Consider the following 21,358-nt stretch of genomic DNA (forward strand, 5'->3'; position numbering starts at 1 on the left):
TCGATTATTCGAGAACATTATTTGAGAACAAATGCGGTCGTGCTGAAGCCTTCTTTCGTTTTGGTCACCTCAAGACATGCCGGGAATGCCTCCTTCAGCTCGCCGACATGGGAGATGACCCCGATCATCCTTCCGGCGCGCTGCAGATCGACAAGCGCCGCGATCGCTTTATGGAGCGACTCCTCGTCCAGGGAACCGAAGCCCTCGTCAATGAACATCATCTCGATCGAGACGCCGCCTTGATGCGCTTGAATGACGTCGGTCATCCCGAGAGCGAGACATAAGGAAGCATTAAATTTCTCGCCGCCGGATAGAGATTTCACGTCCCGGTTTTGACCGGTATACGCGTCGTAGACGTCAAGCCCAAGCCCGCTTTGCTTGCCCCTTGTCTCCAATCTGTCGCTACGCTCCAGGCGGAACTGTCCGTTCGACAGCTTCGCGAGCCTCTCGTTAGCCATCGTCAGAATTTGCTCCAAATATTCAATCAATATATATCGCTCGAACGACATCTTGAGCGCGTTATCGCCCTTCAGCATCGAGTAGATGTCAAGGACGCCCTCCAGCTCGGCTTCCAGCTTCGCCATCGCTCCGGCGGATTGTCCGATCGCGTTCGCAAGCCGGTTCGCCTCTTCCATGTATCCGCGAAACCTGCCTTCCGAAGCAACGGAAGCTTCATACTGCTCCTTCAGGGCGGTCAAAGCGGAGGAGAGCGCCTCCGTATCGCGTCTTTCCTCGCTCTTTAATTCAAGCTGCAGAGCGGCGACGCGTTCCTTGAGGCCCGCGACCTCGGAACGATAGCTGGTCACGCTCGTCTTCAGCCTGTCCAGCTCCGCTTCGCCAAGCAGGGCCGCTTTGTAGGCTTCTTTGCTCGCAAAATCGGCTTTCGCGAGCTCCTGTATGAACCGCTCCTCCGCTTGCGCCTGCTGGCTTACCGCTTCGGCCACGGCTTCCTTCGCTTGCTCCGAATAGGCTTTCGCCTCCGACTGCTTGGCGGCCGCCGATTGAAGCGCGCTTTGCGCGCTCTTCCAGTGCGACTCCATTCGTTCGTAAGTCTCCCGCGCGGCGCTCAGACTGGCGGCTAACGCCGCTGGCTGACGAAGCGCTTCCGGAATTCGCTCCAGCTCCTGCTCAAGCGAGGCGCGGGCAGCCGTCCTCTCCAGCATAAGCTTCTGCTCTTCTGATCGCAGCCGCTCTCTCTCGCTCTCGAGATGCTCGAGCTCCTTCTCGCCGCGTTCCTGTTTCTCGCGAAGCTCGTCGTGACGCTTCGCGATGGCCTGCAGGCGGTCGACCTGCTCCTTCAGCGCCTTCCACCGGTCGCGCAGCGTCGCTTGATGGCTTTGCAGACGTCCGACAAGGGCTTCCCCTTCCGCGTCCTTGCATATCGCAAGCTCTTCATCCTCCAGCTCGCCGAGCATCGACGCATGGGAGGACGTTGCCGCCGCCGCTTGCGCCCTTGCGGTCAGCAGCTCGCTCTGCACGTGAGCTAACGTCTCTTTGGACTGTTGAAGCATCTCTTTGGACGGGACCGCCTCGGATTCATGCGCTTTGGATGGATGCGATTCGCTGCCGCATACGGGACATGGCTGTCCGTCTACGAGATGAACCGCCAGCATGCCGGCTTGACCTTCCAGCCAGGCCCGTTCAAGGCGTTCGTATTCGGACCTTGCACGCTCCATCGCTAGACCGCATTCGCGTTCCAGCCCGGCGTGGCGCTCCAGCTCCGCCGCAAGCTCGACCAGACGCTTCACCGCCTTGCCCTTCTGCTCGATGCTTCGCATCTCCTCTTGCTTCGCGGGCAGCTCGCGAACGGCATGCTCCGACCCTTTAAGCTCCTCCTGCGCCGCCGCTCGTTCCCCGCGTCTTGCCTCCAGCTGCTTCATCACATCCGCAAGCCGCGAAGTAGCGTCGCGCTCCTGCTTCTCCAGGCGGTCGGCGGCTTGCTTCCGCGAGTCCAACGTGGCGACGATAGGCGACAGCTCCGTCAGCCGCATCACCTCTCGTTCCGCCTCTCGGCGCAGCGGCTCCTTGTCCGCTTCCTCCTGATGCTTGGCCTGCGCGGCCTCCATGAAGCGAAGAGCGGCATGCAGCTCCGCTTCGCGCTTGGCAAGCGACTCGCGTCTAGCCTCGAGCTGGCGGGCGGCTTGCAGCGCCTGCTCCTCGTACGGCAACAGACGCGCCGCCTTCATCGCAAGCTCGATCGCGTGCTCGCGCTCCCTCATAACGGTTTCCTGCTCCGCATAACGATCCAGCTGCGCTCTCTTCGCCGTTAGCTCGTCGAGCTTGCCGTTCATTTCAAGCGCTTCCCTATACTGCCGGTGCCCTTCGTCCAGCTCGACCGACAGCCGCTCTTTGCGACGCGCGGCCTGCGCCGACTGCTCCTCGTAATAAGCGGCTTCGGCCAGCACCGCCCCGTGCACTTGAGACGCGCTGTAGATCTCCTGCCGGAACGTCTCCGCGAGCTGGCCCTCCTCCCGTCGGGGCAGCGCTTCCTCCGCCTGCTTCATCACGGCGGCCGTACCGGCCCTGGCGTCCCTCAAGCGGTCTTGAAGCTCCCGGTTTCTCGCTTGGAACCGGCCTTCGAGCTTCTCGAACAGCTCGGTGCGGAAGATGCGCCGCAATATCTCTTCCTTGTTCTCCGTATCGGAGGTAAGCAGCTTGCGGAATTCACCCTGAGGCAGCATGACGATCTGGCTGAACTGCTCTCTTGTAAGTCCGATAATCGCGAGCAGCTTCGCGTTCACTTCCGTCGTCATGAACCGGTCAACGGCCGGCACCTCCCCGACGCCCGACCATTCGTACAGCTCGGATTTCTCCCCCGTCTCGCTGCGGTTATTCCCTTTGCGGTGCTTCATCTGCCGGAAGATTCGGTACCGCTTCGCCCCGACCGCGAACTCGAGCTCGACGGAGGTATGGGTGTCGTCATCGGCAAAGTGGCTTCGCAGCATGCGGGTATCGCTGCGGTCTTCGCCGCTAGCAGTCCCGTATAACGCGTAGCAGAGCGCGTCGAAAATCGTCGTTTTGCCGGCGCCCGTATTGCCGGAAATGACAAAGAGGCGGCGGTCCTCCAGCTTCATGAAATCAATGGTTTCGGCATCGCGGTACGGGCCGAACGCCCTCATCGTTAATCGCAGCGGTCTCATCGGTCGCCTCCCGCTTCTTGGAGCAGCGCTCCCCATTCTTTGGCGAACAGCGCTTTCTTCTCGTACGAAAGAGGCTGCTCCTTCACTTCCTGATAGAACGACGCGAACAGCTCGAGTGGATCCGTCTCGCTGCGCCGCAAGCCCTCATTCGGCCTGCCCCCGGACGTATTCTCGGTTGAAGCCGCCGACGCGGATCGCTGACGGCTGATCCGTTCTACATGCATCGCGTTCGGATATACTGCTCTTACCTTCTCCATCGGGAATAACACGGGATGCTCGCTGACGAGCGTCACGTACACATAATCCTCGTTCACGGCATGCGTCTCGAGCTCCTCGAGCGTCGCCTCTACCCTCCGCATGTCGCGAAGCGGCTTCAGCTCCCGCTTCTCTATAGAAACGACGCCTTCTTGTCCCAGCTCTACGACGTAATAGCCTTTGTTGTGCTTCTCTTCGGAAACCGAATATTTAAGCGGCGAACCGGAATAACGGATCGACTCGTTCAGCACGTAATGCGCCTGGTGCAGATGACCGAGCGCCGTATAATGGAAGGAACGGAAATGCGACGCGCTGACGTGCTCCGCTCCTCCGATCGCGAGCGGACGCTCCGATTCGCTTGTGTTGTCCGCGGCTTCTCCCGTCGGGGTGACGAACGCATGGCCGACGAATACATGCCGGGCCTTCGGATCCATCCGCTGCTCGAGCCTCTGAACGATCGCCCTCATCGCGTCGTCATGCGACCGAATCGCCTCATCGTCCAGAAGATGCCGGACAACTGCGGGATCCGCGTACGGGATCAGGTGGAAGCATACGTCTCCGTATGTATCGCGCAGCACGACTGGCGGGGCCTCCGGGCGCAGCTGTCCAGCCAAATACAATCCGCGGCTCTCCATCATGCGAGTTCCGAAGCTGATCCGGTCCGGACTGTCGTGATTACCCGATATCGCGATGACCGGCGTGTTTAGCCCGATCACGATGCGCTCCAGCACCTCGTCCAGCAGCTCCACGGCTTCCGTGGGCGGCACGGCCCTATCATACAAATCGCCTGCTATAATAACGGCGTCCGGCTTCTCGTCCCGGACGGCCTGAATCAACTGTTCGAGCACATGGCGCTGGTCCTCCGTCATGTAGACGCCGTGCACCAGCTTGCCCAAGTGCCAATCCGCCGTATGAAACAGCTTCATGCGAACCCTCCTTCTCGTTCTCTATCTCTCCTATTCTATCATCGCGGCCGCTAGAATCGCCACACATGCGAAGGATTGACACAATTAGGCATTGCGCGCCGAAGGGTTCCCTTGTAGAGTAGATAACATCTGTTTGTCGCATAGCAAAAAGTAACGGAGGTTCCCCATGAAATCCCGCTTCTCCATCCATTCCTTAACGTCGAATTACGCTCTGCTTCTTATGGTCGTCTTCGGCGGCTTTCTCGTGTTCGGCTTCTCCGAGAACGTCAAAGGCCCCGCGCTTCCGCGCATGCAGTCCGAGCTCGGACTGGACGAAATGCAGATCGGGCTGCTGCTGGCGTTCAACTCGCTCGGCTACTTGCTAGCCTGCAGCTTCACGGCCTGGCTCGACCGCAAGCTCGGTCTTAAGCTGACGACGATGCTGTCGTTCGGCTCCATGGCGTTGTCCGGCCTGTTCATCTACTGGGCGTCGAATTACACATCGCTCGCTTCCGCCTATTTCTTCATGTACATCGGCAACGGCTTGCTGGAGATCGCGCTGGCGCTGCTCGCCGCCCGCATCTTCACGCGAAATACCGGCACCATGATGAATCTCGCCCATTTCTTCTACGGGCTTAGCTCGATGGTCGCACCGTTAATCGCGGCTCATCTAATGGGCGTCCAGCTGTTCGGATCCGAGCTGGGATGGCGGGGCATGTACGCCCTCATGCTCGCGCTCGCCGTGCTGCCGATGCTTCCCGCGCTCGCGGCCAAGCTGCCGAACGAGGAGACGGTTGCCGAGGAGCGGATTCCGATCTCCAGCTTTATGAAGGATCCCGTCGCTTGGCTGATCGTGCTCGTCCTATCCTTCGGCGTCATTAGCGAGCTCGCCGTCGGCGGCTGGCTCGTCAACTTCCTGGAGAAAGCTTACGGCTGGAGCACGACCGCGTCTTCGGCCATGCTCTCCGCTTTTTTCGTATGCTTCACGATCGCCCGGCTCGTGCTGGGGCCCGTGACGGACCGGATCGGCTATACGCGTTCGCTCATCCTCTTCTCCGGCTTCTCGGGGCTCTGTTCCATCGCGGCCATCCTTGTCGGCGAAGGCGGCGCCTTCCTGTTCGCGGCGGCGGGCGTGGGCATCGCGCCCATCTATCCGACGGTCATGGCGCTGCTCGCCGACCGTTACAAAGGCAACAGCGGCACCGCCATCACCTTCACCGTAACGATGATGGGCATCGCGAGCGTGCTCGGCAACTTCGCGATCGGAGCCATCACCGACGGAATCAAGCGGCTGTTCGCGGATAGCTCGGATCCGGCCGGAGGACTGGTCGCGGGCCTTCAGGCGGGCTATCTGTTTATCGGCTTCTGCGCCATCCTCTGCTCCTTGACGGCCTATCTCCTGTATCGGGCTTTGAGCAGGCAGAAGCAGCTTATTTGATAGATTCCCGGAAATAGATTCATAGATTTGGACTTAATTCGTTCACATAACCGCACGTCTCCTGAATATATTGAATAACAACAAACTATTCAGCGAGGAGGTGCTCCGAAATGCGTCCATCGGTCATTGTTTCACTGGAGGACTGGTCACTGCACCGCAAAGGGTACCAGGATCAAGCCCGCCATCAGCAGAAGATGCGCGAGGAGATTAATCAGAATTCGCCGGTTCTAAAATCCGAGTTACAGCGGCGATTCGGAGCCTGGTTGTGGGTCAAGGGAATGGTGTATGCAAGGTCGGAGACGCACTTGGCGTGAAGGCCCTCGCGTCCAACAAGGTCATCATGTCCAACATCGACTAGAAACGGACGAATACGTCCCGCTCCATCGGTGCGGCATAATTAACTATAGATAATGAGGTGATGATATGGCTTCGGAAAAGCTTTTTATTGTCTCTCGGGAAGACTGGACCCTTCACCGCAAAGGGTATCAGGATCAGGCGCGGCATCAGCAGAAGGTGCAGGAGGCAATACGCAAGAACCTCCCCGACCTTGTCTCCGACGAAAGCATCGTATTGTCCGATGGCCGCAAGACGGTCAAAGTCCCCATCAAAAGCCTCGACGAATCCCACTTCATTTATAACTACAACAAAAAGCAGCACGTCGGACAAGGCGACGGAGACTCGCAGGTTGGGGATGTGCTCGGCGTTGACCCTCAGGCGTCCAAGAAAGGCGGCAAGGGCGAAGGCGCCGGCGATCAGCCGGGCGAGGACATGGTTGATACGGAAATCAGCATCGACGAATTAGAGGATATGTTGTTCGAGGAGCTCGAGCTTCCGAACCTGGAGCAAAAGCAGAAGGAGCAGCTGCAGACGAGAGAAATCGTCTTCACCGATATCCGCAAAAAAGGCATTATGTCCAACATCGATAAGAAACGAACTCTTATCGAGAACCTTCGTCGCAACGCGAATGCCGGCATTTCCGGCATAGGCGGCATTTCCCCGGATGACCTTCGTTACAAAACATGGACCGAAATCGTGAAGCCTCAATCCAACGCCGTCATCCTCGCGCTCATGGACACATCGGGGAGCATGGGCTCGTTCGAAAAGTATTGCGCCCGCAGCTTCTTCTTCTGGATGTCCCGCTTCCTCCGCCGTAAATATGAACACGTCGAAATCATTTATATCGCCCACCATACGGAAGCCAAGGAAGTGACGGAAGAGGAGTTCTTCACGCGTGGCGAGAGCGGCGGTACCATTTGCTCCTCTGCTTACCAGAAGGCGCTGGATATCATCGATAGCAGATATCCGACGGCAGCTTGGAATATCTATCCGTTCCACTTCTCGGATGGCGACAATCTGACTTCGGATAATGAACGCTGCGTTCGGCTGATTTCGCAATTGATGGAACGCTGTAATATGTTCGGCTACGGCGAGGTGAACCAGTATAACCGGAGCAGTACGTTGATGTCGGCCTACAAGCACATTAACGATAAGAAGTTTATGTACTCGATCATTAAGGAGAAAGGCGAGGTTTATAAGGCGTTGACGACTTTCTTCTCGAAAAAAGTAAATCAAGCGTAAATGATGAAGCCCACCGCTAATGTTACAATAGGCGGCGGGCTTCAGATCGTTATGACCTACTGCCAAGACCTTAAATTTCATTTGCGATCATTTCTTTAATATTTCCAACATCTTTTTCGGTAGCTTGATGTAACTCAATCATCTAATATCCCGACCACCGGTCAGACCATTCAAGGTAACAGATTAATAAACCTCTCAACGAACGACGGTAACCGATCGCGTTGTCAGTTGCCGTCATATCATGGTGCTATCGTTCCCAGTTAGCGTAGTATCCTTCGCAAGGGTTCACTCCACTGATTTCTCGAATTTATTCGCTAGCGAGCACCTCGCCGGTTTCAAGTAACGTCTTCATTCCGGAAAGTACGACCGGCAACCCGTTTTCAAGAATCTTTGCAGTGCTCGCCGCCTGTTCAAACTCATCATGTACCACGGTTACGAGAGTCACACCATGAAGCTCTGCATGCGAACCGATCTCCCACGTTAAACGTGATGGGGTGTCCCTTTCCGTACCTGGAAACGAAATAAAACGCCAGCTCATCACAAGTTTATTTGGAGGCTCTATCTCGAGAATGATTCCTTCCGCTTTCTTCTCCTCTCCATTCCATAGCTCAAATGGTTGATCGACCTTCCAGGTGGAGCGGATGGCGCAATTGAACCAAAACTTCGACGTTTTAATCGGATCCGTGAGAGCTTCCCACACTTGTTCAGGCGTTGCTTTAATTGCGATCCGGTTCACATGTGAAGGTTTCATTTCCATCTTTGTTTCACGCTCCAATTCGTTTTGAAGTGATATTAATCCCATCACCCAGGGTTCGGCGTATTTACTCACCCAGCGTTCATAGATCTGACGGATGGGCACCGAATTCAGGTAATGCAGCTTTTCACGGCCTACTTTTCTCGTGATAATGAGCCCGGCTTCCTCCAATATTTTTAGATGCTTCATTACGCCGAATCGGGACATGTCAAGTGGCTCGCAGAGAGCAATAAGCGTCTGCCCGTCAGAAGCGTGAAGCAAATCTAAAAGCTTGCGGCGGCTGGGATCCGAGAGCGCTTTAAATATGTCATTCTCCAATCTAAATACCGCCTTCCCGAAATTTTTTAAATGTGACCCACTTGACACGTTACCAAAAGGTAACGTAATATGAACACATAACAAGTGACTTTATAGTCACATATTATCACAAACGGATCTGTTTGTCAGCCGGTGACATACAAATCCCTCCCCACCCTTATTTGAAAATGAAAGGTGATGTTCGAGATGAAAGTAACCCTAATCGCAGGCAGTAATCGCGCAAACGCAAGCAGCACAAATCTTCTTCGGTATGTAGAAAGTCTTTTAGAGGCGCAGCAAATAGCCGTCCATTTCATTGATTTATCAGAGCTGCAGCTCCCCCTTTTTTCACCCGATAATTGGGATTTCCATCCGAATGTTAAGCATGTGTTGGAGGCGATTGTTGACGGGGATGGTTTGATTCTTGCTACCCCGGAATATCATGGCTCCGTTTCAGGAGCGCTTAAAAACGCTTTGGACTATATTACCGGCAATCAGGTTGCAGGTAAGCCAGTACTTTCCGTCAGTTCCGCCGGCGGTCCGCTGGGAGTCAGTTCGCTATCGCATTTGCAGACTATTGTACGCAATTTACACGGAATCAATTGTCCGGAGTGGATTTCGATCGGGTATGGAATGAACACAATCGGTCCGGATGGCACTCCGTTAGATGAAGGAATGAAAGAACGGGTTAGGAATACAGTCAACAGTTTCGTGGGGCTGACTCTTAAACTTACAGCAGCAACTGGGGCAGTAAACTAGCACCGCAAGGCCTTTTTTTTTTCACCTAAAGGTTACCTAATGGTAACCTAATTGAATGGAGGGGGTTGCATAATGAATAAACCGTATCATTCTGAAAACCAATGGATGGGTTCTTGGTTTGCAAGTCAAACATATTCGGATAAGAAATTTGCTGTGGAGCGATTTGAGAATCAAACTATCCGAATGATTATACATCCTCATGCCTTCGGTTCCAAGTTCCGCCTGAAATTCTCCAATCTTTACGGTTCCAAGCCTGTAGTATTCGACACAGTGACTGCAGCCGTATCCACAAAAGGCGGGGAAACCATTCCTGGCACCGGTCGGCATGTTACCTTGGATGGCCTACGCACCATAGAGATTCCTGCAGGAGAAGAAGTTTATACAGACCCCGTCGATCTCGAAGTAAATGAACATGTTGACATAGCTGTCAGTGTTTATATTCCTAAAGCGACCAGTAGCTCAACCTGGCATTTTTCACCTCCTAGGTCCACTTATGTTGCCGAGGGGAACCATGCCGATGATAGCAGCGGGGTTTACTTCCAAACTAAGATTCATTCTTATTACTGGCTGTCCGGGATGGAGGTATTAACTCAAGGCGATCACTTTCGTGTTATTGTCGCTCTTGGTGATTCCATTACAGAAGGGAGTACATCTACTCAAGATGCTAACCATAGTTGGCCGGATATTTTATTTAAACGACTTCAACGAGAAAATCCCGCCTATCCCATCTCCGTTCTCAATGCAGGGATCGTTGGCAATCAATTATTGAGAAATGGTCCTGAGATTGGTTTGCCAATCGGTGGAGAAAGCGTACTTTCCCGTCTGAATCGCGATGTATTCTCACATTCCAGAGTATCCGATGTGATCTTTCTCGGAGGAATAAATGATATTGGGCTGGGAAATGCAACCGCTGACCAGATTATTGCTGAAATGAAGAAACTTGCAGTCAACGCACATGAAAAGGGACTACGCATATTTGCAGGTACACTCCCACCGTTTGGTGGTGCTACGTACTATTCCATTGAAAAGGAACTCGTCCGACAAGAGGTGAACGACTGGATCCGAACTAACGAAATATTTGACGGCATGTTAAACTTCGACACTGCGCTGGCTGATCCGCATCATCACGAACAACTGCTTCCCGCCTATGATTTCGGTGATCATCTTCATCCTTCCGATGCGGGATTCAAAGCATTAGCCGATTGTATTCCATTGTCCCTATTCATAGAAAAAAGCTAAATCGAATGGCCGCAATATAACTGATAGCAATAAACAATTAAAAAGGAGATGTGCTTCATGGAAACGATGGAACAAAAAAATATTGAAGCGGTGATTGCGTTTATCGAGGACGTTAAAAATCAAAGCATGTTGGAGAAGACTGATCAATTTTTTGCCGCGCAAATTACGGAGGCTTTTACAGATCGGCAGTTAAACGTGGAAGAAATACTTGCTCAAGGCGAGAAAGTCATCGCTAGAATCTTCATGACGGCCTTACATGACGGCCATTTTGCAGGGAATGCACCTACAGGCAATGCCGTGAAGATAACACAGTTCCGGGAATTCCGCGTAATTGACGGGAACATCGCTGAACACTGCGGATGGTTCGATACGGCTACGCTTTTACCTCAAATCCAGACTAAATAACCGCAGTAATAACCCATTCATAAGGAGTTGTTCGAGAATGAAAACGCTGGAACAAAACAATGCGGAAACGGTAAGCCGATTTATCGAAGCATTTTGGAATCAGAGTGATTTCGACGCTGTGGATCGATTTCTGTCCGACGATTATCAAGAGCATTCTTATCAATCGAAGGAAGGTCTGAAAAAATTTGCTGCAACGATCTTGGAGGCATTTCCCGATAAACGCTACACCGTAGAAGAGGTCATCGGTCAAGGGGATAAGGTACTCGTGAGAATGACTGTGAAAGGGACACATCAAGGCGTGTTCTTTGGGACCGTGCCCACCGGCAATACGATTGATGTCACCCTCTACCGTCAATATCGTGTGGTGGATGGCAAGATCGCCGAGCATCGGGGCTGGATCGATATGGTGACCATGTGGGACCAAATTAAAGCAGTTAACTCCCCATAAAACACTGCGTTTTACGAACACAACCGACCTATAACTGGATCGGTTGTGTTTGTTTCACTAAAATTCGGAATCAGCTAGCCGTTTTACTTTGAGGCGTTATTTATCTAATATTTGATCAAATTTATTGCGTTAATCTGTCCGTTTAATAACCCGAGCATTTACAGGGATCCTAAATTGTGTAGAAGTTCTTGTCCTAGCACGGCTTTGTATAGAAGTTCTTGTCATGAGCTGACAATTAGAACTTCTATACAATAAATAAAAAAAAGCCGCAGTTTTGTGGCCTTCATTGTATTGATTTAGTTGTCGTCCGACCCCTGAAATCCACCACGCCTTACCTTACGCCCTTTTATATCTGCTGGCGTACTTGAGGTCACTGCCCGGTTGCCGAAACTTGACAATCATGTTGAATCACGGACGCTTGGCTTTCGTCCAAGTCTACATTTATCATATGCTGGCGCCAAAACATATGCGGCATAACGTAAGCTTTAATAAGATCATTTATGTCGCCACTTTTTGTGTCTTTGGACACACTCTAGACACCCATTAACACGTCGATATTTTTTGCAATATTTGTTTGATGAGGACTTCATTCCTATTCACTAGCGACCGATATAAAAAATAATGACTCATTAGCGCGACTTTAGTCATGTAATATCAAGGAAGAAGGGTTACTTTATGAGAATAATTCACCGCAAGCCGATCAACGCTACTTTGCTTCAATCAGGCAATAGGACTCGTATTTCGAATTTCGCCGCAACGGAAGCCATAGAGAACAGATCTACGAGAAGAAAACTCATGACCGGCATGATTAATGGAGCGCTTATGGTTGTGCCATTCTGGCTTCTGATCGCCTGGTTGATTTTTCGAAACTAAGCTGACGTTCCCCGTGCTAAGCCCAGGCTGCCAGATCCATTCACCCGGCCACCTTTCCTAACTTATTAACTCTCCCTATACGCAAATTCACTCCCCTTTGCCAATCATCGGATGCCTCAGAGTGATCCGGGTGTCTTGCCGCAGGCGGAGTCTCATGTGATACAATAACACGCAACTCCGTTCGCATCTTCAGCCGGCGACCGATTTCCGTCGCGGCTCGCTCCCAATCCGACCTTTCGATCCATTGAGCGGATTGAATATGCTCACTCCCCGTCATCGAATTTGTGTTGGTTTCATCCAAAACTCAAACTCAAGCTCTTTTTCTTTTCATTGACATGACTCCAATAAGGCAGGTCCACTGCTGGCCGAACCGATGCCGGATTGTTTGTAATCTATACATACAACGGAGATCCGCTCTTACCAACCCGCATCCATAACAAAATACGAAATCGGCTTGCCCTTCGGCTATCGATAAGAAACGGACATGGGAAAAAGAGTAGCCCAGTTACAATGTGACTGGGCTACTCTTTTATACCTTTATGTTCAACACATCGTGTCGGGTGGCGCTGTCTCCCGCTTGTTCAACTTTGATGTTATTCTACGGATTCTTCTGCTTCGACCAGGATGACATTGTCTAGAATAACGTTTGTATTGGAGCCCAAGCCGTCGATCTCGCCCACGTTAAAATCGATTCTGGCCTGATCCTCCGTCGAGCCATTCATCGTAAAGGTGAACGTGTATCGCTGCATATCTGCAGTCAGCGCTACATCAGTACCGAAATATCCGACATACCATGGGTCCTCGCTCAGCTTCTTGCCGATACCGAAATTCATTTTTCTAGGTATACTTGCGCGGGCGTCAAAGGAGATTTGGTAGGTCTTCCCTTGCTCCAGGCGGATTCCCTCCTGACTGATTTGTGGATTCCAGTTCTGGCTTCCCGCCGTGCCAATCTCAATCCGCATTTCCCCGTTGGCTGAGGTGAGGCTTCCGGTAGAAACTCCGTTCCACTCATCCCCCCAGTAAGCGGTCCAATGATCCGTACCCTCGTCGAACAACCCGTTCTGAATGCCGGCAAACCCGCTATGATTGACATCGCTTACTATCAAATAGTCCACATTCACGTGAGGGGCGTACAATTGCAGCGTTTGGATGCCTTCCTGCAGCTGGACAGTTTGGGTTTGCTCCACCAGCTGGAAGGCTCCCCAATCTCCCGTATTCGCTATATCCATCGTTGCTTTGAAGTCGGCATCCTTCTCCAGGATCTCGCCTGCGGGAAGCGTATGCGTAAATACGCTGCCCTGCCGCCCAAGCAAAGTCAATGATCCGCCGCCTTCATATCCTGATGCGACGTAATAGCTTATCTTGTATTCTCCGGCCTGCTGGACATCCACAATGTATTGCATCCAATCGCCGGGATCGATCCAGCCGACGCTTAACCCGTCTTCGCCCTTCTGCACGCCCTTCATATCCGAATAGTTTTCCGCTTCCAAGCGCTTCATCCCGCTAACCGTCACAGGCGGCCTCATTTCCTTCAACGACACCTGATCCAGCTCCAAGCGGGCCGACAAGGCGCCCAATCCGAATGCCAGCCTGCTTACGTTATTTCCAGAGCCCGTCGTGAAAATCATGGAGTAGCTTTGCGGCTCCGATCCTATAGCGAAGACTTGCTCGGCATAAGGCTCCGACTCCTCTTGGCCGCTAATTTGGGCGGTTAGGGATACATCGGATTCGGCCCTGGCGTTGAAGGACAGAATGTACGTCTTCCCTCCCGCAAGGTTCAGCCGATCCTGGCTCAGCAGAAGAGCATCCGGTTGTCCCGCAGAAGCCGGCTTCACGTATAGCTTGCGGTCGTCGATCGCGCTTCCGACGTAATAACTCGCCTCAGCGCTTCCCGGCCCCTCAATCCTCCAGAAACCGAGCCGGTCCTTGCCCTGGTCGAACGTTCCGTTATAAATCAGATTTCCGCTTGGCAGAGGCTCGCGCGGTTCATTCGGATCGGCATCCGCGATTTTCTCCAGGCGCACTTGATCGATCCATACCGGCAGCATCCCGGCATTCCCCATGTTGAACTCCAGTCTGGCGTTCGGATCCGTATTCCCCTTCATGGTGAAGGTGTACGAGTACGTTTGCCGTTCTGCGGCAAGCGAGACCGTCTTGTCATCCATGTACCGGGTATAGCTTCGGTCCGGTCCCGACAAGGAAGCGATCATCGTCCTGTCCCCCGATGACCATGCATCGAAGGATAACTGGTAGGTCGAGCCCTTCATTAACGGCAGTCCCGCTTGCACCAGCTGGATCGCATAGCTTACGTCGCCTTCCCTAACCATCGTCGTTTTCGCCGAGCCCTGATCGTTTTGAACGGAACCTTCTCCTCCGAATAGATCGGCGGGAGGCGCGAAGGGTTGAAATACCCAATTGGTCAGTCCCTCTGCAAACGATCCGTTCTCCACATAATTCCCGTCCGCCCCCGGACCTCTCACGTCCGCGTTCTGTTTGGCTGGTAAAATCGGCTGTCGATAGGCAAGGCCCTCCCTTTCATATACGCGGACATAGTCCACGAGCATCTTCTGCGGGAAAACCGTGGACGGGTCCGGATTGCCCGGCCAATCGCCGCCGACGGCCAGGTTCAGCTGCATGAAGAAATCCCTGTCGAACGGCGCGGGGTAGGTATATTCTCCGCCTTCCTGCGGGTTCTTGCTGAACCAGTTGTTCTGCTTGGCATACAATACGCCGTCCACGTAGAAGCGGAACTCTCCGGGCTCCCATTCTACGCCATAGGTATGGAAGCCGTCGGCGAACGTGCTGCCGTCAGACAAGGTATAGCTGCCCTGCGCATGCTCATGAGGCTGCCCGTAATGAAGGGTTCCGTATATTTTGTCAGGCTCGTGTCCCAGCAGCTCCATGATGTCGATTTCCCCGCTGGCAGGCCAGCTGGAATATAGATTCTGATCCGTCGGCATCATCCAGATCGCCGGCCATATGCCTTTGCCTTGAGGCATTCGGGCGCGGACCTCGAACTTGCCGTAGATCCAATCCCCCTTGCCTTCGGTGGTCAGCTTCGCGGAGGTGTACGCATTGCCTTGATAGTCCTCCTTCAGCGCTTCAAGGACCAAGTGCCCCTCCTCGATGCGCGCGTTCTCTGGGCGGTTCGTATAATGTTGAAGCTCGTTATTGCCGTATCCGCCGCCGCCCTGAACGAAATTCCACTTGGAGGCATCGATGCTCGTTCCATCGAACTCATCCTCCCACACCAAATCCCAGGCTTCAGGCCTAATAGCCGCATCCGTCAGTTCAATCTGCCGGAAACGGACAATCTTGTTGTTCTTGTCAACTTCATAAACGCCCAGATACTTGTTGATCGCCGGATCGACTCCCGAGATGTCGGTGCCTGGCTCATAGGGATCGATGGACAAGCTGCTCTTCGTCAGAAGCTCCCCGGTACGAGGGGCGGATATTGCCTTGCCCGAAACCAGTACCGCCAGACGGTTCCCCTCGGCAACCGATGCCGTTACCTTCGCTGTGCCGGGCAAGCTTCCCTGCGCCGCTGATGGCGACCAAGGGACAGACGGCTGGGAGCCCGGATCGCCGGTATTTCCCGTGACTGGATTAGGGTTCATATCGGCGGGAGCCAGAGCTTCCCGATCAGGCGACCATAAGAATTCTTGGCCTGGCTCCAGCTCTTGGCCATTCACTTGGATGCCTCCCGCCTCAGCTTGTACTCGGGCGATTGCGCCTCTGCCGCGGATTACCGTTCCGCTGGAGCCTTCCTGCAAAACCAGTTCCTGAATAGTTGACCCTTCCGTCGTCTGAACCGCGGCTGGACTGTGCAGCACCAGCCTTTGAATGACGGTCTCGCCTTCGACGACTACGCGGACGGAGTGATCCGGGTTGTCCAGAACCACCGATCCTAAATTCGAGTTTTGGATATGGATGCTATTGGGTCCCCCGCCGTTAATGAAGGTTATGCCGGCGACGGCGGTGCCGTCCAGCGTAACATCCCCATCGCCGATTCCCGGCGCCAAGTACACATTCCCCAAAATCTCTTTGTTGCGAAGGGTGACATCTCTCGTATTGACTACGGCATGGCTCAACGTTTCCTGCCGTTCATCGACTGCCGCCTTGTTGTAGAGCGTACCTGCAAGCCGATCCAAGAGGGCAACAGCCTCGCCGCGGGTCACCGAACGACCGGGCCGCAGGGAACCGTCCGGATAGCCTTGGATGGCCCCTGCCATAATCAGCTCCTTGAGCGCGGTCACCGAGTAAGGGGGAATCGCGGACTTATCCGTAAAGCCCTCCATGACATCGGTCTTCATTCCCTCTCCCCTGCCCGATAATTGAAAGGCTCTGGACAGCATCACGGCCGATTCCGCTCTCGTTATCGGGTTATTCGGTCTGAATGTTCCATCCTCATAGCCTGTAATATATCCGGCTTGAAGCGCTGCCGCCAGAGACGAAGCATACCAGTCATTCGCCTGCACATCCCGAATCGCGGCTTGCTCCGTGCTGCTAATGCCGAACAACCTCTGCAGCATCGAACTAAACTCCGCTCTCGTTATGGGCTGATCGGGCCTAAGCGTCCCGTCCGGATAGCCCGTTATCACCCCTGATGCCGCCCACTCGCTTACCATCGATTCTGCCCAATGATTCGATATGTCGCCACCTTCCGTCGTTTTCCCCGGGCTTGCATAGCCTGTAGGCATAAAACCGCTGAACATCATCCATAAGACCAGCCCTGCCGCCATGATCCGTTTCACCTTGCTCCCACTCTCCCCTTCGTTATTTGATACCATTGTAAGCGGGGAGCTGGCAGCGTTTACATAACTACTATTTATCTTTTCTATCTATCCTTCAACTTCTTTGCCTGACCGGACAACCCCCAAGTTCAATGGCGGCAAGTTCCGTGCTACAATGTTGTCGGAGGGATAACTATGAAGAACAAGTGGTTCGTACCCGCAGCTTTGCTAGTCGTGATGACCGCCGTGTACGGACTTTACCAAATGGGCGATTGGGCGCGGCCTCATGATTCGCCCGGCCCCCGGAATGAACCGGAAACATTGACGACCGTGTTCAGCCTGCGGCCATCCCTAAGCTTCAAAAACGGCGAAAGCATCGAGGATAATGTTCATACCAGGTCCGTTCAGGAAAAGCTAGGAATTGATATTCAATATATATGGACAGCCCCGGACAGCACCTTCTCTACCAAATTGAAGCTGCAGCTGCTAAATAAGCGGGAGATGCCCGATATCATTCCGGTTCGAACCGATGTCATCCATCAGTTAATCGATTCCGGCCAATTCATGGCCGTAGATGATTTATTCGAGCAATACGCCTCGCCGGCCTGGAAGGAAGCCATGAACGAGAACCCTTCCGTCTGGTATCCTTACGAAAGAAACGGCAAGCATTACGCCGTCCCGATTCTGGATTATAATTATAATTCGGACCCGATGATGTGGATCCGCGAGGATTGGCTCGAGAAGGTCGGACTGTCTCCGCCGTCTACCCTGCAGGAGCTGGAAGAGGTGCTGGACGCCTTTACCCGAGGCGACCCCGACGGCAACGGAAAGAACGATACCTATGGCCTGGCCGTCAGTCTTGGCAACGCAATCAGCACCTGGATGGCGGATATCAGCTGGGTATTCGGCATGTACGGCTGTCTTCCGGAGCAGTGGAATTTCTGCGAGAATCCGCAGCAATTGGAATTCGGCTCCGTCCAGCATTCCGCCAAGCAAGGTTTAATCAAGCTAAGGGAGTGGAGAGAAGCCGGATACTTCCCGGACGATGCGTTATGGCAGGATGAAGAATCGGCTGCCCGATTATTCTCCCAGGGGAAAGCGGGCATTGTCGTCGGTCCCCATTGGATGAAGTTTTGGCCGCTTAATGCGCTCACGGAGAAGAACCCGGAGAACCGATTCATCGCCATTCCTTTGCCGAAGGGACCTGAAGGAAGCTCGTACCACCGCGCTTCGCAGCCTAGGAACGGAGCCATACTCCTTAACAAACAAAACACAAATCCGCAAACCTTCTTCCGCTACATGAACGATTTGTACGAAACGCAAGGACGGGGAGAAGGCGAATTCGCATTCGGAATGGCAAGAAACTATGACTACACGACGGTTAATGGCGAACCATCGAGTGACCGAAGCCTTATACCGGGCGGTTATGTCGACGTAACGGCGTACACCCTCACCTATGACGGCGCGCGCATTCCGTCGCATTGGACGAAGATGATAGACGAAGCCGAAAAAAACGTTCTTACACAAATGCATGACAGCCGGCTTCCCAATGAATTTCAAGGCCCGCCGACTCCAACCATGTTGGAGAAAGGAGACCAGCTTCTGCAAACGGAGCATGAAGCGTTCGTGCAAATCATTTACGGCAAAAAGGATATCGGCTTCTTCGATGAGTTTGTTGCCAATTGGAAAGCGAACGGGGGCGACTTGATTACCAAAGAAGTCAACGCGTGGTATCATTCCGTTCAAGAGATAAGTAAATAATATGATAGCTTTGTTGAAAGATTGCTCTTTCACCGCCATCCCGCCCCATCTAGAATGGATGAAGAATAGAAGAAGGGGTGGATGATGAGATGAAAAAGAAAATAACCGTTTTAGCCGTTTTGGCAGCTTTATTGGCTTCCGGTTGCTCAGAGAAAACCGAAATTCTGGAGGAGAAGCAGGAGGACACCTGGGTTCAAGCCTTTGCGCAACATGACCCGGAGAAATGGGAGATGTCTACCGGTTATTCCAACGGCAATCCATTCGACTGCGTATGGTCCTCCGATAATATCCATTTCGGCGGTTCCCATATGGAGCTGACGCTCACCAAGGGGAGTACGGGAGGCATCCAGGGCTCCGAGTATAAGACGCTGGATACCTATCATTACGGTAAATACGAGGTTCGTATGAAGGCTGCCAAAAACATTGGAATCGTATCCTCGTTCTTCGTTTATACCGGTCCCTCCTTCGGAACGCCGTGGGATGAAATCGACATTGAATTTCTGGGCAAGGATACGACGAAGGTTCAGCTCAACTATTACACCAACGGAGTCGGGGGCCATGAGAAGCTAATTGATCTCGGGTATGATGCCTCGGAGGAATTCCACGATTACGCTTTCGAATGGAAGAAGGACGAAATCAACTGGTACATCGACGGCAAGCTCGTGCATACGGCAACGGAGAACATCCCTGTCACCCCTGCCAAAATCATGATGAATCTCTGGAACGGCATCGGCGTCGACGAGTGGCTCGGCGCTTACGACGGCGCTTCTCCAATCACCGCCGAGTATGAATGGATGAAGTTCACTCCCTATGAGGAAGAACCGAATATAACCTAAAACGTTTGAACGAAGGTTGCCAAAATCAAACAGCCTGTCTCCCTTGCGGGGGACAGGCTGTTTCTCTTTTGCGTTGCCTCGGCTCGGCTGTATTCGTTACCCTTTCACCGCGCCGGCGGTCATACCGCTGATGAAATACTTCTGCGATAAGAAGAATACGATAATGACTGGCAGCGTGACAACGGACGCCGCGGACATCAGCAGATCATATCGGTTCGTATATTGACCGACAAACAACCGGATGCCTACGGGTATGGTTTGAACCTCCGGAGTCGTCGTCAGAACCCAGGCAAACATCAGTTCATCCCAAGCCGTCAGGAATATATACACGCACATCGCAATAATGCCCGGCAAAGAAAGCGGCAGGATGACCTTGACAAAGGCCTGGATTCGATTACATCCGTCGATCCGAGCGGATTCCTCCAAGTCCTTCGGAATAGAGACAAAAAAGCTGCGGATGATCCAAATACTCATCGGGGTATAGAAAGCCGAATAGACCAATATCATCCCCCAATAGGTATCGACCATAGGAATGCCGAATAGATCTTTGATCTTCAAGAATAACAAGTAAATCGGCAGCAGAAACATAATGCCAGGGATCATCTGAGTCCCGATAACGCTTATTCCGAACAAATCCGAGCCCGGAAACTTATATCGGGCAAGCGCATATCCCGCCAATATGGCCAGGAAACAAGAAACCACCATCGTCGAGAAGCAAATGATCAGGCTGTTTTTGAAATATTGCCCAAAGTTAATCGTTTCCCAAAGATTTTTGTAGTTTAGCCATTGAGGCCGGGGGATTGAAAGGCTGGTAATCCCCTGCAGGATCTCCCCGTTCGTATGAAGAGAAACCTTCACCATCCAGAAGATAGGGAAAACGACTAGCGCAACGATCAGCCAGGTAAGGACGTTTAACGAGTGATATTCGATTTTTTTCTTGACGCGGGTACTCACTCTGCTCTCAGCTCCGATCTAAAGATTCGATACCATATCCCGACGACGACCAGCATAGCTCCCATCAAGATGAAGGATGCCGCAGCGCCAACCCCGAATGACCAATACCCGAAGGTCTGTCTGGTCAAGGCCGTCATCAGCAGATCTCCCCATTCTCCAGGGTAGCCGGAGCCGTTGCCGAACATCATGGCGACGATGTTGTAGGAATATACATTGTTGATAATTTGGAACAGAAGCTGGACGGCGATAACCGGCTTCAGCATAGGCAGAGTAATCGTAAAGAATTGCCGCAATCTGCCGGCGCCGTCAATCTTCGCGGCTTCATAGAGGTCGTCCGGAATCGTTTGGAGCCCCGCCAGAAAGACGACCATGATGAAAGGCCAGCTTCTCCATACCGTAGGGATAATGATGGCCCAGATCGTGTTCTGACCGATTAGCCAGAAAGGCTTATCGGCCATTACATGCAGAATGTCTACCAGAATATGATTAATAATGCCTTCCTTCTGCCACATGAATCCCCACAGAACCCCTACGACATAGGAAGGGACAACCCAAGGAAGCAGCATGGCCGCTCTGGCGATCCCTCGTCCCGGGAAATCCCGGTTCAGCAGCATCGCTACCAGCAACCCAATCACCATAACGGAAACGGTCACGACCACACTATATATGGCTGTATTGCGCAGCGCAAATCCCAAGCCCTGGCGGACAGGGTTACTTTCATTAAATAGCAAATCGAAATAATTTTTTACTCCGGCGAACGGAGCATTAAGATATTGGCTTAACGTAAACTGGTTCAGCTTCAAGAAGGACATCACGATCCCTTGGATCATGGGAAAGATATGAACGAGTATCATAAACAGAAAGGTTGGCAGTATGAACAAATAAGCGACGCGGTATTCCTTAAACCCCTTCTTGAACCGGGTTCCGAAGGAATTTCCGGTCTTAGGCGATTCGGCAACTCTAGGTGCTTCCACGGTGTCTCA

General features: G+C 52.9%; 14 protein-coding genes and 1 pseudogene. 9 read left to right on the forward strand and 6 right to left on the reverse strand.

Annotated elements, in window-relative coordinates; translation table 11 throughout:
• Positions 1–17: 17 nt before the first annotated feature.
• On the reverse strand, positions 18–3,140 hold the full coding sequence (locus tag NQZ67_RS10800) for an AAA family ATPase (protein ID WP_257445346.1): 3,123 nt from the start codon (positions 3,138–3,140) through the stop codon (positions 18–20).
• A complete protein-coding gene (locus NQZ67_RS10805) occupies positions 3,137–4,321 on the reverse strand; it encodes an exonuclease SbcCD subunit D (RefSeq protein WP_257445347.1) in 1,185 nt (394 codons plus the stop codon). The genes NQZ67_RS10800 and NQZ67_RS10805 overlap by 4 nt, the downstream gene beginning before the upstream one ends.
• Before the next feature lie 166 nt (positions 4,322–4,487).
• On the opposite strand from NQZ67_RS10805, the gene NQZ67_RS10810 reads away from it, so the two are divergent.
• From NQZ67_RS10810 to yhbH, 3 genes and pseudogenes are all read left to right on the forward strand, one after another.
• On the forward strand, positions 4,488–5,738 hold the full coding sequence (locus NQZ67_RS10810) for an MFS transporter (protein WP_257445348.1): 1,251 nt from the start codon (positions 4,488–4,490) through the stop codon (positions 5,736–5,738).
• A 110-nt stretch (positions 5,739–5,848) separates the two neighbouring features.
• Positions 5,849–5,977 (forward strand): annotated as a pseudogene (locus NQZ67_RS30820) (sporulation protein YhbH); the annotation flags it as partial.
• Between the two features lie 184 nt (positions 5,978–6,161).
• Positions 6,162–7,316 carry a sporulation protein YhbH gene (gene yhbH, locus NQZ67_RS10820; RefSeq protein WP_257445350.1) on the forward strand — a complete coding sequence of 385 codons (1,155 nt, stop codon included), beginning with the start codon at positions 6,162–6,164 and terminating at the stop codon, positions 7,314–7,316.
• Between the two features lie 307 nt (positions 7,317–7,623).
• Here the strand turns inward: yhbH and NQZ67_RS10825 are convergent, their stop codons facing one another.
• The gene (locus tag NQZ67_RS10825; protein WP_257445352.1) at positions 7,624–8,388 is read right to left on the reverse strand and encodes an ArsR/SmtB family transcription factor; all 765 of its coding nucleotides are present in this window, start codon (positions 8,386–8,388) and stop codon (positions 7,624–7,626) included.
• A 186-nt stretch (positions 8,389–8,574) separates the two neighbouring features.
• On the opposite strand from NQZ67_RS10825, the gene NQZ67_RS10830 reads away from it, so the two are divergent.
• The 4 genes from NQZ67_RS10830 (at position 8,575) to NQZ67_RS10845 (ending at position 11,218) form a co-directional block, all read left to right on the forward strand.
• Positions 8,575–9,126 carry an NADPH-dependent FMN reductase gene (locus NQZ67_RS10830; protein ID WP_257445353.1) on the forward strand — a complete coding sequence of 184 codons (552 nt, stop codon included), beginning with the start codon at positions 8,575–8,577 and terminating at the stop codon, positions 9,124–9,126.
• 72 nt (positions 9,127–9,198) lie between these two features.
• On the forward strand, positions 9,199–10,365 hold the full coding sequence (locus NQZ67_RS10835) for an SGNH/GDSL hydrolase family protein (protein WP_257445354.1): 1,167 nt from the start codon (positions 9,199–9,201) through the stop codon (positions 10,363–10,365).
• A 57-nt stretch (positions 10,366–10,422) separates the two neighbouring features.
• On the forward strand, positions 10,423–10,770 hold the full coding sequence (locus NQZ67_RS10840; protein ID WP_257445355.1) for an ester cyclase: 348 nt from the start codon (positions 10,423–10,425) through the stop codon (positions 10,768–10,770).
• Between the two features lie 37 nt (positions 10,771–10,807).
• Positions 10,808–11,218, forward strand: a complete 411-nt coding sequence (locus NQZ67_RS10845; protein WP_257445356.1) for an ester cyclase — start codon at positions 10,808–10,810, stop codon at positions 11,216–11,218.
• A gap of 1,466 nt (positions 11,219–12,684) precedes the next feature.
• Here NQZ67_RS10845 and NQZ67_RS10850 read toward each other — a convergent pair.
• Positions 12,685–16,845, reverse strand: coding sequence for a carbohydrate binding domain-containing protein (locus NQZ67_RS10850; RefSeq protein ID WP_257445358.1), 4,161 nt, complete (start codon positions 16,843–16,845; stop codon positions 12,685–12,687).
• 174 nt (positions 16,846–17,019) lie between these two features.
• Here NQZ67_RS10850 and NQZ67_RS10855 point away from each other — a divergent pair, with 174 nt between their 5' ends.
• Both NQZ67_RS10855 and bglS read left to right on the forward strand, forming a co-directional pair.
• The gene (locus tag NQZ67_RS10855; RefSeq protein WP_257445359.1) at positions 17,020–18,585 is read left to right on the forward strand and encodes an extracellular solute-binding protein; all 1,566 of its coding nucleotides are present in this window, start codon (positions 17,020–17,022) and stop codon (positions 18,583–18,585) included.
• Positions 18,586–18,674: 89 nt separating this feature from the next.
• Positions 18,675–19,421: a beta-glucanase gene (bglS, locus tag NQZ67_RS10860; protein ID WP_257445361.1), complete on the forward strand. Its 747-nt coding sequence runs from the start codon at positions 18,675–18,677 to the stop codon at positions 19,419–19,421.
• A gap of 96 nt (positions 19,422–19,517) precedes the next feature.
• On the opposite strand, the gene NQZ67_RS10865 is transcribed toward bglS, so the two are convergent.
• A complete protein-coding gene (locus NQZ67_RS10865; RefSeq protein WP_257445362.1) occupies positions 19,518–20,375 on the reverse strand; it encodes a carbohydrate ABC transporter permease in 858 nt (285 codons plus the stop codon).
• The gene (locus NQZ67_RS10870; RefSeq protein ID WP_257445363.1) at positions 20,372–21,349 is read right to left on the reverse strand and encodes a carbohydrate ABC transporter permease; all 978 of its coding nucleotides are present in this window, start codon (positions 21,347–21,349) and stop codon (positions 20,372–20,374) included. Before NQZ67_RS10870 ends, NQZ67_RS10865 begins: the two co-directional genes overlap by 4 nt.
• Positions 21,350–21,358 lie beyond the last annotated feature (9 nt).

The organism is Paenibacillus soyae (assembly GCF_024623455.1).
GTDB lineage: Bacteria > Bacillota > Bacilli > Paenibacillales > Paenibacillaceae > Pristimantibacillus > Pristimantibacillus soyae.